14 protein-coding genes are annotated in these 13,917 nt (G+C 69.1%); 6 read left to right on the forward strand and 8 right to left on the reverse strand.

Going from position 1 to position 13,917, the window contains the following annotated elements; genetic code table 11:
- Window positions 1-536: 536 nt before the first annotated feature.
- Window positions 537-1,799: a Cdc6/Cdc18 family protein gene (locus DVK07_RS14685; protein ID WP_121597744.1), complete on the forward strand. Its 1,263-nt coding sequence runs from the start codon at window positions 537-539 to the stop codon at window positions 1,797-1,799.
- A gap of 128 nt (window positions 1,800-1,927) precedes the next feature.
- On the opposite strand, the gene DVK07_RS14690 is transcribed toward DVK07_RS14685, so the two are convergent.
- The 4 genes from DVK07_RS14690 to DVK07_RS14705 all read right to left on the reverse strand — a co-directional run bounded on the left by DVK07_RS14690 (window position 1,928) and on the right by DVK07_RS14705 (window position 5,771).
- Complete coding sequence (locus tag DVK07_RS14690) at window positions 1,928-2,908, reverse strand: Gfo/Idh/MocA family protein (RefSeq protein WP_121597745.1); 981 nt, start codon at window positions 2,906-2,908, stop codon at window positions 1,928-1,930.
- On the reverse strand, window positions 2,905-3,990 hold the full coding sequence (locus DVK07_RS14695) for a DegT/DnrJ/EryC1/StrS aminotransferase family protein (RefSeq protein ID WP_121597746.1): 1,086 nt from the start codon (window positions 3,988-3,990) through the stop codon (window positions 2,905-2,907). Before DVK07_RS14695 ends, DVK07_RS14690 begins: the two co-directional genes overlap by 4 nt.
- A 213-nt stretch (window positions 3,991-4,203) precedes the next feature.
- A complete protein-coding gene (locus tag DVK07_RS14700; RefSeq protein ID WP_147441177.1) occupies window positions 4,204-4,764 on the reverse strand; it encodes a metal-dependent hydrolase in 561 nt (186 codons plus the stop codon).
- A 20-nt stretch (window positions 4,765-4,784) separates the two neighbouring features.
- A complete protein-coding gene (locus DVK07_RS14705; RefSeq protein WP_121597749.1) occupies window positions 4,785-5,771 on the reverse strand; it encodes a DUF1616 domain-containing protein in 987 nt (328 codons plus the stop codon).
- Between the two features lie 220 nt (window positions 5,772-5,991).
- On the opposite strand from DVK07_RS14705, the gene DVK07_RS14710 reads away from it, so the two are divergent.
- Entirely contained in the window at window positions 5,992-6,534 is a 543-nt protein-coding gene (locus tag DVK07_RS14710; RefSeq protein WP_121597751.1) for a hypothetical protein, read from the forward strand.
- A gap of 38 nt (window positions 6,535-6,572) precedes the next feature.
- Here DVK07_RS14710 and DVK07_RS22730 read toward each other — a convergent pair whose 3' ends face one another.
- Together DVK07_RS22730 and aglF are read right to left on the reverse strand one after the other, a co-directional pair.
- Window positions 6,573-6,710: a hypothetical protein gene (locus tag DVK07_RS22730; RefSeq protein WP_158603164.1), complete on the reverse strand. Its 138-nt coding sequence runs from the start codon at window positions 6,708-6,710 to the stop codon at window positions 6,573-6,575.
- 149 nt (window positions 6,711-6,859) lie between these two features.
- Complete coding sequence (aglF, locus tag DVK07_RS14715) at window positions 6,860-7,621, reverse strand: UTP--glucose-1-phosphate uridylyltransferase AglF (protein WP_121597753.1); 762 nt, start codon at window positions 7,619-7,621, stop codon at window positions 6,860-6,862.
- A gap of 138 nt (window positions 7,622-7,759) precedes the next feature.
- On the opposite strand from aglF, the gene DVK07_RS14720 reads away from it, so the two are divergent.
- From DVK07_RS14720 to DVK07_RS14730, 3 genes are all read left to right on the forward strand, one after another.
- Window positions 7,760-8,857, forward strand: a complete 1,098-nt coding sequence (locus DVK07_RS14720; protein ID WP_121597754.1) for a DegT/DnrJ/EryC1/StrS aminotransferase family protein — start codon at window positions 7,760-7,762, stop codon at window positions 8,855-8,857.
- Entirely contained in the window at window positions 8,854-9,882 is a 1,029-nt protein-coding gene (locus DVK07_RS14725) for a Gfo/Idh/MocA family protein (RefSeq protein ID WP_121597755.1), read from the forward strand. Before DVK07_RS14720 ends, DVK07_RS14725 begins: the two co-directional genes overlap by 4 nt.
- A gap of 111 nt (window positions 9,883-9,993) precedes the next feature.
- Complete coding sequence (locus DVK07_RS14730) at window positions 9,994-10,404, forward strand: hypothetical protein (RefSeq protein ID WP_121597756.1); 411 nt, start codon at window positions 9,994-9,996, stop codon at window positions 10,402-10,404.
- A 66-nt stretch (window positions 10,405-10,470) separates the two neighbouring features.
- On the opposite strand, the gene DVK07_RS14735 is transcribed toward DVK07_RS14730, so the two are convergent.
- The gene (locus DVK07_RS14735) at window positions 10,471-11,013 is read right to left on the reverse strand and encodes an acyltransferase (protein ID WP_121597757.1); all 543 of its coding nucleotides are present in this window, start codon (window positions 11,011-11,013) and stop codon (window positions 10,471-10,473) included.
- Between the two features lie 138 nt (window positions 11,014-11,151).
- Here DVK07_RS14735 and DVK07_RS14740 point away from each other — a divergent pair, with 138 nt between their 5' ends.
- Window positions 11,152-12,255, forward strand: coding sequence for a Gfo/Idh/MocA family protein (locus DVK07_RS14740; protein ID WP_121597758.1), 1,104 nt, complete (start codon window positions 11,152-11,154; stop codon window positions 12,253-12,255).
- Window positions 12,256-12,278: 23 nt separating this feature from the next.
- On the opposite strand, the gene DVK07_RS14745 is transcribed toward DVK07_RS14740, so the two are convergent.
- Complete coding sequence (locus DVK07_RS14745) at window positions 12,279-13,715, reverse strand: hypothetical protein (RefSeq protein ID WP_121597759.1); 1,437 nt, start codon at window positions 13,713-13,715, stop codon at window positions 12,279-12,281.
- Window positions 13,716-13,917 lie beyond the last annotated feature (202 nt).

Raw genomic sequence — 13,917 nt, forward strand, 5'->3', positions numbered from 1 at the left:
AGGTTTGGGGGGAATGGATCAACGACTATCTCAGTCTTCCCGACCTCACCCACCCCTCGTTCCGAGTGTAAATCGTTCGCTCCAAATGGGGATCGCAGACTCGGAGAAGACAACTGCGGCGGCCTTTTTCTGCTGGTAGCGGTCGTGAAGGCCCTGTCTACTGCCAGATCGGTCGCCGAAAGACGCCTCGGCTTACCAGTAAACAGAAAGTGTTATACGGTAGCATATCTCACGATCTATTATAAACCTTCCGGTATCCTCGATGGTCCTGAATTAAGATGTAGCCACCGCGATCGACATACAGTCGGAACGAGGGGTGGGGGAGGAGAACGACCGGCGTCGGACCTGTCAAGTTACACTTGGACGGAGGGGTGAGAGGACACTGTCCACCTTTCTCGATACAGTTGGAACGAGGGGGGAGGGACCACGTTCCGACTGTACGTATCTTCTTCCTACAGCCACCGAAAACGCGTATTTCGATGAGTTACAGTCGGAACAGGGGTAGGTATATGTGAGTGGCCTTGAAAACCGAATCTATGGCTGACGAAGAGCGAGACGATCTCGCGGACGGCGAGCGGGGATCGTCGGGCGGCGGCGATCCGTTGTTCGCCGAAGCGGGGGTGCTGAACCGAACGGAGCTGATCCGCCGACCTGAACTACTCGAAATCTCTACTGTCCCGGGAAGCGATCGAATCGCCGGTCGCACCGAACAGATCCAGTACGTTGCCAGCAATATCGGGCCGCTGGTGACAAACTCGGAACCCACGTCAGTGATGATTTACGGAAAGACCGGTACGGGAAAATCTCTCGTGAGCAAACATACCTCTCGACGCGTTGTGCGTGAGGCAGAATCTCGTGGGACGAACGTCGAAATGGTATATATCGACTGCGCGCAGCACAACACGGAAGCGCAGGCGACCTCGAAGATCGCCCGCGAGTTCAACGAACTTGCTGGTGAGCCCAAATCCATTCCTCTCACCGGGCTCGGGCCGTCTCACTACTACTCGTATATCTGGTCGCTACTGGAAGATCACTACGACGGCGGGATCGTCATCCTCGACGAGATTGATCAACTCCCGAAAGAGGCTGCTAACACGCTTCTGATGCAGTTATCCCGAGCAGGGGAAAGCGAGAAGACAGAAACGTACATCGGCGTCGTCGGCATCTCGAACAAGGTCGAGTGGGGTGACGAGCTAAACTCTCGCGTCCTCTCGTCGCTCGGCAACGAGGAGACGGTGTTTCCACCGTACGACGCCAACCAACTCCGGAACATCCTCTCAGCCCGCGAAGACGCGTTTCACGACGGCGTTCTCTCTCCGGAGATTATCCCAAGAACTGCCGCGCTCGCGGCTCGCGAACACGGTGACGCCCGCAAGGCCGTCCGGATCTTGAAGAACGCCGGGAAGCTCGCTGAACAGGAGGGCGCCGAACAGGTACTGGAACACCACGTTAACGAAGCACAAAAGAAAGCCGAAGTCGATCGACTCCGCGAACTACTCGCGACCGACACGCCGCACGCTCGGTACGTGCTTTTAGCGCTCGCGGAGCTGACGCAGAACACCGACGAGACAGAGTTTCGGACCACGCGTATCTACGATGCCTACGTGGAGGTATGCGAGCAGGAGGCTGCCGACCACCTCAAGATCGACCGCGTTCGTGATCTCCTTCGTGAACACGCGTTCAACGACACGCTTGAATCCACGCTGGAAAGTGGCGGTCGGGCTGGTGGAACGTACAAACAGCACCGACTTTTAAAAGACCCGGCCGTGGTTAAGGAGTCGGTCAAGAGAGAGATGTAACGACCGGACACCATCCACGCGCGAAACATGTACTATGGGAACCGATTCCGTTCCTAGAAGACGCGTCTTGGAAACAGGAATCCCCGTACTCAGCGAGGCCGTCAGGCTGAACAGGATAGGAGGGCCGCTCAGTCCGTGTGGTGTTCGCCGCGTAGCGCCTCGGCTGGGTCGAGCGCGGACTGAACCCGACGGGCGAGCGACAGCGCCGCCACGCCGTCCTCGCCGGGCACGACGGGATCCGAACCCTCTCGGACCGCCTCGACGAACTCGCTGAGCTCGTTTTTAAGCGGCTCTCCGTTGTCGACCGTCGGCCGCTCGACCACCTGCTCGCTCCGGTAGCGGAGGTCGCCGTCGTTCACGAAGAACTCGGGGCGCGTCCGGCGGTGGATCCGGACCGAGCGGTCGATGTAGTCGAGGGTGACCTGACAGTCGGCCGCGGTCAGCGTCAGCTCGCGGACCTTCCGCTGTGTCACCCGGCTCGCCGTGAGCGACCCGACCACGTCGTTGTCGAACGCCAGCGTGGCCGTGACGTACTGCTCGTCCGGGCTCCCGGACGCGGTCACGTCCGCGACGGGCGCGTCGACCAGCGACCGGACGATGTCGAGGTCGTGGGTCATCAGGTCGAGGACGACCCCGTCGTCGACGTCGCGCTCCTCGTCGACAGGGGGGCCGAGGCGACGGGCGTCGACGGCGATCAGGTCCAGGTCGTCGACGAACTCGGCGACCGTCCGGACGGCGGGGTTGAACCGCTCGATGTGGCCGACGTGGAGCTGGACCCCGGCGTCGGCCGCGGCCGAGACGAGGGACTCAGCCTCCTCTTGGGTCGGAGCGAGCGGCTTCTCGATCAGCGCGTGGACCCCGGACCGAAGCGCCCGGACCCCGATCTCGCGGTGGAACTGGCTCGGAACGGCGATCGACACCGCGTCCGCGGCGTCGACGAGTTCCTCGGGGGTCAGAACCTTCGTGTCGTACGCCTCGGCCACCTCGGCGGCCGTCTGGCCGTCGACGTCCGCGACGCCCACCAGATCCGCGGCGCCGAGCTCCTGGTACACTCGCGCGTGGTGGCGGCCCATGCTCCCGACGCCGAGGACGCCGACCGAGACGGTCACGGGCGGAACCCCCGAAGCGCGTCCGCCACCCGTTCGACCTCGCTCCGCGACAGCTGCGGGTGGACGGGGACGGACAAGACGCGTTCGGCCGCGGCCTCCGCGTTCGGCGCCGCCGCGTCGACGTCCGCGTACGCCGGCTGCCGGTGGATCGGCGTCGGGTAGTACACCCCCGTGTCGATCCCCTCGGCCGCGAGGCGGTCCCGGAGGGCGTCCCGGTGGTCCGTCCGGACCGTGTACTGGTGGTACGCGTGTCGGACGCCGGACGGGTCGGGCGGCGCGTCCACGGACGGGTTGTCGGCGAGCGCCTCGTCGTACCGGGCGGCGTTGCGCCGGCGGACCGCGACGAGGTCGTCGAGCCGGTCCAGCTGCGCCCGGCCGATCGCGGCGCCGAGACTCGTCAGCCGGTAGTTCTGACCGACCTCGGCGTGGGCGTACGCGTCCGTCCGACCGTGGTTGACGAAGCTTCGAATCCCGTCCGCGAGCGCCTCGTCGTCCGTCAGCACCATCCCGCCCTCGCCGGTCGTCATGTTCTTCGTCGGGTAAAACGAGAAGCAGGCCGCGTCGCCGAGCGATCCGACCGGCTCGCCGCGGACCGCTGCGCCGTGCGCCTGCGCCGCGTCCTCGATCAGCGGTACGTCGTGTTCGTCGGCGATCGCTCGAAGCTCGTCCATCGGGGCCGGGAGCCCGTACAGGTGGACCGCCAACACGGCGTCGACGCCCCCGTCGAACCCGTCTATCGCCTCCCTGACGGCCGACGGATCGAGGTTCAGCGTCTCTGGGTCCACGTCGGCGAACACCGGCGTCGCCCCGCAGAGCCGGACCGCGTTCGCGGTCGCGACGAACGAGAACGGCGTCGTCACGACCCGGTCGCCCGCGCCGATCCCGAGCGCGTGTAAGGCCGCGTGGAGGGCGGTTGTTCCGTTCGACGTGGCCACGCCGCGGGTCGCGCCGCAGCGGTCGGCGACGCCCGCCTCGAAGGCGCGGACCTCCGGGCCGTCCGCCAGCCGTCCGGCGGCCGCCGTCTCGATGAGCCCGTCCAGTTCGGGGACGCCGACCCGCGGGTCGGCGATGCTCACCGTCATGTCGGTGGGACCGCCTCGTTCTCGACGTCGGTTCCCGTCCGTCCGGCCCGTGGTTTCGTGTAGTACATGGGAGATCTTCTGACAGTTGCTGGCGCCTCCCGAACGACATTGTTACCCGTCGGTTGCCGCCGGTAGCCGGCTTTTACGTCCTCCGAGCCTCGCAGCCGTCCGGTCGGTCACGGTGGACGCGAGTCGCGCGAGGCCTCGCCGCCGTCAGTCGCGGAGCCGACGCCAGCCCCACGTCACCGGCTCGCGGACGCCGGGCATTCCGTCGTACAGCCACAGGACCGCACAGGTCGCGGTGAGTCCGAGCACGACGAGGAACGACGCGCTCGGCGGACCGGAGAGCAGGTCGTCGAGGGCGTCGGCGAGGTACCCGAGGAGCGTTCCCGCGAACCCCTCCTCGTACGTCGTCTCGACGGTGAACACGGGCCAGAGGACCCGCTCGATCGGGAGGCCGTCGCCGGCGAGGAGGTCGGGGACGACGTCGCCGGCCAGGTGGATCCCGTACGCGGCGCCGAACGCCACGCCGACGCCGGGGCGCCTGAGGACCGCGCTCACGATGAGGACGAACCACGTGAGCGGCACGGCGAAGAACACGGAGTGGCCCGCACCGTACCCCGACGGAAACACGCCGAACTGCCACGCCAGCGGCTTGTCGATGAGGTCCGGCGAGACGGACGCGAGGGCCAGCGCGCTCGCCTCGAACGCGGTCGGAGGGCGCCGAGACACGACGTGAACGCCGACGGAAAAGGTGAGGTAACTGACGATCACGTGTTCCCACGGCCACACGGTCAGGCGAACACCCCGACGTCGACCCAGACGTACAGGTGCCGGTACGCAGTCTCCTGCGAGGCCCGGTCCGGCGCCACCCCCTTATATAGGTAGTAGCTGAGCCGGAGGTCCTCGCCGACGATCGTCGGGCGGACCTCGCTGGTCCGGTGGAGCCGCTCGCCGGGGGCGACGGTCGCCGACTCGCGGTCGAGCTCGACGGCCTCGATACGCCTGACGCCGTCGTCGCTCAGCGAGACGCGTTCGAGCACGACGACGACCGTGTACGCGGTCGACTCCGCCTCGTGGCTCTCGATCCCCCACGTGACCGACGCGGTCTCCCCCCGCTCCAGCCGGTCCGGGTACCCCGCCGAGACCTGTTCGCCGCTCGCGTCGGTCGTCAGGAGGTGGAAGTCGGTGTACGTCTCGCCGTCGGCGGGGTTCGCGGCCGCGTACCCGAAGGCGCCGCCGGCGAGAAGCACGCTCGCGACGAGGGCGACGGTGAGGAGTCTGTCCCGCGTCGACCCCGCTCCGACCCCGGCGCTGAGCTCGGCCCGCCACGCACCGACGGGGAGCGACAGTCGCTCCTCCGCCGGCACGCTCCGGCGCCTGATCCACGCCACGACGCCGATCACCAAGACGTAGCCCGCGACCGATCCGAACGCGATCGCCTCGGTGAATCCGTCGGTGAACTGCCCGACGACGAGCGCCAGTATCGGGACCAGCGCGAGGCTGAGCCCGAGCGAGACGACGGCGCGCTCGCGGAGTCCGATCGGGTCGTGACCGGCCGTGTGGTCGGAGCCCGACAGACTGCGCCGGGGGAAGAGCGCGGCTGCGGTCACGTAGCCCGGAAGGAAGAGGAGCGTGACGGCTCCCGCGACCACGCGGACCGTCGCTCCCTCCCAGAGCCAGAGCGACAGGAACGCGACGGCGAGCGCGACCACGACGGCGACGAGGTCAGTCGGCGGTCCCTTCGGGACGGGCGGGGTCCGGCGCGGCGCCCGGCTCATCCGCACCCCGAACGACGAGCGCACCCGCGGCGGAGCGCCTTCGGGTCGATGCGGTCGGCGGGGCCGAGAGACATACGCCGCACACGGAGGCTTTTCGACATAGTAATGACGCGGTTACCGCGATCGGCGGCCGCGACGGGCGGACCCGCCGACCGCTATGGTCTCGATAACAAACAGCCCTGGCAGACTCCCCGAGAGAGTATACGGCTGTGAGCTCCGAATGTCAGACACGGACACCACGACCCTCTCGCAGGATATCGCCTTCGACATCCTCAGCAACGCTCGGCGTCGCTTCGTCCTCCGGGAGCTACAGCAGGCCCCGGACGAGGTGGAGCTCGTCGAACTCGCGGAGCGGCTCGCCGCCGAGGAGAACGGCGTCACCCGCGAGGCGCTGACCGCCCAGCAGCGAAAGCGCACGTACGTCTCGCTGTACCAGACGCACGTCCCCAAGCTGGTCGAGGCGGGCGTCGCCACGTACGACCAAGACACCGGCGAGATCGCGGCCACCGAGCGCGTCGGCGAGCTCTCCGAGTACTTTCGCGACGAGCCCGAGTCGTCCCCCTGGCCGCTCGTGTACGGCCTCGTCGCCGGCGTCGGGTTCGTGGCGTACCTGGGAATATTTCTCCTCGACGCCGACCCGCTCGAACCGACGCACGTCGGCGGCGGCGTCATCCTCGGGCTGCTGATCGTGAGCCTCCTTCATTACGCGTACGCGACCCGCGCCGACGGAGAGCTGGAGTTGGTCCCGGTCGAACGGGAGTGACTGGACCGTCCCGCGACGGCAGCCGGACGCTTCGCGGATCAGTCGTCTCGCCGGTCGGTCTCGGGATCGCTCTCGTCGTCGTCAGGGAGGAGCATCCTCGGGTTCCGCGAGTGTTTCGGCGACTCCGCGAACCGGGCGATCCGTTCGAGCTCCTCGTCGGTGAACCACTCGCTCACGGCGCCACCTCCGACTCGACGGCGGTCGGCGTCCGGGCCGATCTGGGGGCGTTCCCCTCTCGTTTCCGCGTCCGCCCGCGTTTCCGCGCCGATTCGTGGTCGCCTGCCGGACCGCGGTTCCGCGGTCCGGACGCCGTTCGGAACACGATTCAGTCCTCCGCGGTGCTCTCGGCGGTCGCCGGCGGTTCGGCGGGCGCGGTCTCCTCCCGGAGCCGTCGTTCGGCCTCGTCCCTGTCCTCCGGGTACCCCACGTCGACCCGCCACCCGTCCAAACCGATCGCGTCGATGGTCCGCCCGGACTGGATCAGGAGGTCGATCGCGTCCGACAGCTCGTACTCGCCGCGGTCGGACGGCTCGACGAGGCGGGTCGCGTGGAAGATCGCCGGCGAGAACGTGTAGAACCCCGTCATCACGAGGTTCGACGGGGGGTCGTCCGGCTTCTCGACGACGTCCGTGATCTCGCCGTACTCGTTCGTGTCGCAGACGCCGTACCGCGAGGCCTCGTCGTACGGGACCTCCTCGACGAGGAACGCCGCGTCGACGCGCCGCTCGCGCTGCCGTCGGACCACGTCGTCGAGGTTCGCGTCGAAGACGTTGTCGCCGAGCATCAGCATGAAGTCGCCGTCGACGTGCGATTCGACCGTGTTCAGGGCGTGCGCGAGCCCGAGCTGCCGCGGCTGTCTGGCGTACGTGATCGGAATCCCGTCGAACGACTCGCCGTACTCGTCGACGATGTCGTCGCCTCGGTACCCGACGACCACGATCAGCTCGTCGGCGTCGAGCCCCGCGAGCGCCTCGAAGCAATGGGAGAGGATCGGTCGACCGTCGACCTCGACGAGCCCCTTCGGTTTGTCCTCGGTGAGCGGTCTGAGTCTGGTTCCCTGCCCGGCGGCGAGTACAACTGCTTGCATCGGCGGTCCCTCGGCGGCGTCGCGGTTTGTTATGTGTCGGTTAGCGCCCTTCGCCTCATCGCGGCCGTGGGGCGTGTAAGGGCGGCGCTGACGGTAGTACGCCCATAACAAACCGCTCGTCGGAACAGTCCCGTTCAGATGACGAAGCGTGTCGATTTCACTACTGTCGGCGTAGCGCAGGAGACGATAGACGACGTCGTCGAGGTCCTCGACAGCGGCCGGTTCGTGAAGGGACCCGTCGGCGAGCGGTTCGAGGACAAGTTCGCGGAAAAGACCGGGGTCGAACACGCGGTCTGCGTCTCCAGCGGCACCGCGGCGCTCCTGCTCGCGCTCCGGGGGGCCGGAATCGGGCCGGGCGACCAGGTGCTCGTCCCCGGCCACTCGTTTTTCGCCACCGTCAGCCCGGTGTTGACGCTCGGCGCGGACCCGGTGTTCGTCGACATCGACCCCGAGACGTACACGATGGACCCGACCGACCTCGCCGAGAAGGCCGCCGACGCGGCGAATCCGGAGGCGGTGATTCCGGTCCACATCTACGGCCTCATGGCCGACATGGCCGCCATCGAAGCGGTGGCCGAGGAACACGACCTGTTCGTCCTGGAGGACGCCTGCCAGGCCCACTTCGCGGAGCGGAACGGGGTGACCGCCGGGGACGCGGGCGACGCCGGGGCGTTCAGCTTCTACCCGTCGAAGAACATGACGGTCGCCGGCGACGGCGGGATGGTGACGACCGACGACTCGGACCTCGCGAGACGGATGCGACAGCTCCGGAACCACGGACGCGACGACGACGGCGTCCATCGGGCGCTCGGGCTCAACTACCGGCTCGACGAGACGAACGCCGCGGTCGGGGTCGCTCAGCTGGGCCGCGTCGAGCGCTGGAACCGGAACCGCCAGACCGCCGCCGAACGCTACACGGACGCGCTCGCGAACGTCTCGGAGGTGACCACGCCGACGGAGCCCGCCGACGCGTCTCACGTCTATCACCTCTACGTGATACAGTCCCCCGACCGCGACGCGCTGCGGGACCACCTCGAGTCCAACGGGATCGACACCGGGCTCCACTACGGGACGGCCCTCCACGAGCACCCGGCGGTCACCGATCAGATCCCGTCGGTCACGCTCCCCGAGACCGAGGCGCTCGTCGACCGGATCCTGTCGCTGCCGATGTACCCGGAGATCCCCGAGGGCGACGTCGAGTACGTGACGAACACGATCCGCGAGTTCTACCGATGAAGTACGGGGTCATCGGCACGGGGTACTGGGGGAGCAATCACGCCCGCGTCGCGGCGGAGCTCGCGTCCGAGGGAGCGATCGACGACGTGGTCCTGTGCGACGTCGACGAGTCGCGGCTCGCCGACCTGTCCGAGAGCTACGGCGTCGAGAGCGTCACGGACTACGAGCGGCTGCCGGAGCTCGGGGTCGACGCGGCGACCGTCTCGACGCCGTCGCCGACCCACCACGAGATCGCGACGACGCTGCTCGAAGGGGGCGTCGACGTGCTCGTCGAGAAGCCGCTGGCCCTCGACAGCGACGCCGCTTGGGACATCGTCGAGACCGCCCGCGAGCACGGTCGGACCCTCGCAGTCGGGCACATCTTCCGGCACCACCCCGCGCTGATCGATCTCGCCGAACGGATCGACCGCGGGGAGCTCGGGCGGATCAAGTACCTCTCGACCAGCCGCTTCTCCTTCCGGGCGCCGCGGGAGACGACCGGGGCGCTGTACTCGCTCGGCGTCCACGACGTCGACATCTCGAACCACCTCCTCGACGGCGAGCCCGAGCGGGTCTACTGCTCGCTCGACGACGCGGTCCGTGAGGGGATAGACGAGACCGCGACGCTCGTGATGGAGTACGACGGCGCGACGAGCGTCATCAACGAGTCGTGGCAGGTGCCGGTGTTCGGGAAGCGCCGCGACCTCGTCGTGGTCGGCAGCGAGAAGTCGGCGTACGTCGATTACCTCGACGACAACGTCGTCGAGCTGTACGACAGCCGCGTCACGGCCCGCGACGGCGAGCTACGCGTCCGAGACGAGGGGAGACAGGTCCACGAGGCGGAGAGCGACGAGCCGCTCAGGGCCGAGATAGAGGACTTCGTCGCCGCGTCGAGGGGCGACGGGACGCCGCGGGCAACCGGGCGGGTCGGCGCTCGCGCGGTCGAGCTGCTCGAACACGCCGTGCGCTCCGCGGACGAACACGCTGTCGTCTCCGTCGGCGAGGCCGACGCCGGCCTCGAAGCGATCGGCCGGCGGTCCGAGTGACGCCCGGCGAGCGGGAACCGCCCTCGCCGGGGCCGAGTGACGTCACCGATCGCAGCCAACCCGAAGTACGTCACAAATACGCATATTCCTGTGGGGCACTGAGCGGCTACCATGGCGCTCTCGTTCGACCCGGTCGACGGTGACACGGCGAACAGGGACGGCGTACTCGCGGAGAGCTGCGTCTACGATCTGCTCGCCTCGTCGCGGCGTCGGGTACTGCTGCGATACCTCGACCGGAACGGCGGTCGCGCGGCGTTCGCCGACGCCACGCGGGCGGTCGCGGTCGCGGAGGGAGAGGACCCGGCCGCCGCACCGAGCGAGTACAAACACGTGTACGTCTCGCTGTACCAGTCGCACGTCCCGAAACTGGAGCAGGCCGGCGTCGTCGAGCACGACCGCGAGGCGAAGACGCTGGCGCTGACCGAGCGCGCCGCCCCGCTGTTCGCGCACCTCGAACTCGAACTCGTCCCTCCGGCACGCCGGCGGACCCTCGTGTCGCGGCTCGCCGACCGACTCGGGTGAACCGCGAGGCGGCGTCCGGGGGGTGACCCCGACTCGCGCCCGCGGGCCCTCACGCGCACCCGGCGCTCACGCGTCGTCGCTCGCGGCCAGCGTGTCGTCGTCGCGGTAGCCGATCACCTCGGCGGGGTTCCCCGCGACGACGGCGCCGGGCGGGACGTCGTCGACCACGACCGCGCCCGCGCCGACGAGCGCGTTCTCGCCCACCTCGACGGGCATCAGCGTCGCGTTCGTGCCGATCGCCGCGCCGTCGCCGACGACGACCGACTCCCACTTGTCGGGGTCGCCGCTCGGCGGCCGGCGGTCGTTGACGAACTTCGCCCCGTGGCTGACGAAGGCGTCGTCGCCGATCCGGGTCAGCGACGGGAGGAACGCGTGCGACTGGATGCGCGTGCGGTCGCCGACGACCACGTCCGACTGGACCTCGGCGAAGGAGCCGACCATCACCTCGTCGCCGAACCGCGCGCCGTAGCAGTTGACGAAGCGCCACACCCGACAGTCGCGGCCGAACTCGCAGTCGTCGAGGACTGCGAACGGCGCGACCCGCGTTCCGTCGCCGAGCTCGCAGTTCCGGGTGACCCGCATTAGGTCGGCCCGTTCGTGTGCGGACATACCCGTACCGCGACCGGGCGGGACTAAGGTATACGCCGGTTACTCGCCCGCGACCGTCGCCGCGGCACCGGAGGCGAGCGGTCGCGCCGGGGGATTTGGCCGCGCATAACAATAGCCGCCTCCGGAGTGACGCCGGTAATGTCCCTACGATCGGCCGTCGTCGGCGCGGGAGTCGTCTCGAAACGTCACCTCACGGGGCTCGACCGGAACCCCCGGACCGACCTCGTCGCGATCTGCGACCTCGACGAGGGCAGGGCCAACGAGAAGGCGCTCGAACACGGGATCAAGGCGTACACCGACCTCGGCGAGATGCTTGCCGAGGCGAACCTCGACTGGCTCCACGTCTGTACGCCCGTCGCCACGCACGTCCCGCTGGCGATCCAAGCGATCGAAGCCGGCGTCCCGGTGCTGATCGAGAAGCCCGTCGCGGAGACGGTTGAAGAGGTCGAGGAGCTGGCGGCCGCCGCGCGCGACGCCGGCGTCACCGCCTCCGTCGTCCACAACCACGTGTTCAACCCGGTGATGCGCAAGGTCCGCGAGCGGCTCGCCGACGGGCAGCTTGGCGACGTGCGCGGCGTCGACCTCATGTACACCGGCTCGACGGCCCCGGACACGCCGAACCGCGGAGCGTGGGCCTTCGACCTGCTCGGCGGCGAGTTCGAGGAGGGGTTACCGCACTCGCTGTCGCTCGCGCTCCGGATCGGGGGGTACCCGCGGGACCGCGACGAGGTCACGGCGCAGACGGCGCTCGCCGGGGAGTACGAGGCCGCGTTCGGCTACGACGGGGCGCAGGTCGGGTACGTCACCGACGACGACGTGATCGTCAACGCGACGGTGCTCTCCGGAACCGTGCCGGTGAGAGTGCTCTACGTCCACGGCACGGAGGCGACGCTCGTGGCGGACGAGGTGTCCCAGACGCTCGTCACCCTCGACCGGGACTACAAGGGGTCGACGGTCGGCCGCGCGCTGAACAACGTCGACCAGGCGGTCGACCGGATGAGCGGTACCGTCGAGAACGCGCTCTCGCTGCTGAAACGCGCGCGCGACGACGGCTGGGAGCAGGAGGCCGAGACGAACTCGATGTTCTACCAGTTCGACCGCGAGATCGACGCGCTGCTCACCGGCGGCGACCCGGCGACGCCGATCGAGGAGGCGAAGTGGACGATCGCGCTGATGGAGGCGATCCGCGACAGCGTCGACGCCGAGGCGCCCGCGGCCGTCGCCGAGGTCTCACAGGACTGACCGGGGGCGTCCGGCCGGTCCGGTCACTCCGCTTCCGGGGGCGCGTCGCGCTCGACGTTCCGCGTCTCGACGGTCGCCTCGCTGAGGACGATCGCCTCGCCGCCGACGGCGATCCGCGCGTCCCGCAGGGTGTTGTCGTACGACCGCTTGAACTCGATCCCGTTGCGCTCGGCCCCCGGCTGCGTCACGTCGACGTCGGTGAGCACGGAGCCGTCGCGGTCGTCGATCTGGACCGCGACCCCCTCTCCGGCGTCGCCGGTCACGGTGAGGCCCTCACAGCGCAGCGACGTCGCATCGGCGGTCTGGAGGCTTTCGTGGGGCGTCTTCGCCCACAGCGCGTGGACGTCGTCCGCGTGGACGACTACCGTCGCGTCGCGGATCTCCGCGGCCGCTACCTCCTCCGCGAGCGTGATCGCGCCGTCGCTGCCCGTCACGTCGACCATCTCCACGACGACGTCCTCGACGACCGTGGGCTCGGCGTCCGCCGTCGGCGCGTCGTTGCTGAGCCGGATCCCGCGCATGTTCTCTAACTCGCGGTCGCCGACGTCACACCGGACGCGGACGCCGCGGACGACGGAACCGTTGCGCACTCGGACGTTCGACACCCCGTTGTTGGCGTAGTAGCCGCCGTCGACCACCACCCGCCCGCGCTCGGGGGTCGCGTACAGTCCGTTGTCCGGGAACCCCTCGATCCGACAGTCGGTGAAGGCGATCGACCCCCGGTGTTCGTCGCCGACGTAACACCCGGTCGCGGTGCTGTCCGTGACGGCGCCGTCTCGGAGCGACAGGCCCGAGACGACGCCGGACCCGTTCGGGTCGGTCACGTCGACGCGGACGGCCCCGCGACCGCCGTCGAGGCGTCCGGCGACCGAGACGTCGCGGATCCCCAGTCGGTCGGGCGCCCGCGCGTCGATAACGCGAGAGGTGACGGCGTCGGCGGCGACGTCGAAGTGGAGCGAGTCGAGGAAGACGCTCCCGTCGCCGTCGCCGCTCTCGACGAACAGCAGCGTCTCGCTGCTCTCCGGTCGGACCGCGACCGTGGCGTCGTCGCCGACGAGGCCGAACCGACCCGCGTCGGACAGGTTCAACGCCTCTCGGAGCGGGTACCTGCCGGGGGGCAGGTACAGGAGTCGGCCGTCGACTGCCGCGTCCGCGATGGCCGCCGCGAGCGACCCCTCGCCGGAGGCGTCCAAGCCGAAATCGGTGAGGTCGGCGACGGAGTCGAAGGGGCTCGGGACCGAGTCGAACGGCCCGTCCGGCGCGCGCAGGTCGGGCGGGATGGCGGGCTCCTCGTCGCCCGAGCGAAACCCGCCGCAGCCGGCGAGCGCGCCGAGGGCGCCGACGGAACCGGTCGCCGCCGCAGCCCGGGCGAGGAACCCCCGGCGTCCGCTCCGCCGGTCAGCCGGTCCCCGGTCGCTCCGCTCGTCGGTCGGCTCCCGACGCCGTTTCCCCCCGGTCATGTCGGGGGAGCGACGCCGCCGACTCGCTTTCCGCTCGACGCGCCCGCAGCGGGGCGGCGGACCGTCGGGCTCCCGCGAACGACGCCCGATCCGCGGAGAACGGTCCGCCAGTTCGGTACCATGGCGGTCCGTCCCCCAGTCAGCCCTTTATTACTCGCCTGTTACCGCCGGTACACCGCCGGTACCTCTCGCGGCACGGTCC

Source organism: Halorubrum sp. Atlit-26R (genome assembly GCF_003666015.1).
GTDB lineage: Archaea > Halobacteriota > Halobacteria > Halobacteriales > Haloferacaceae > Halorubrum.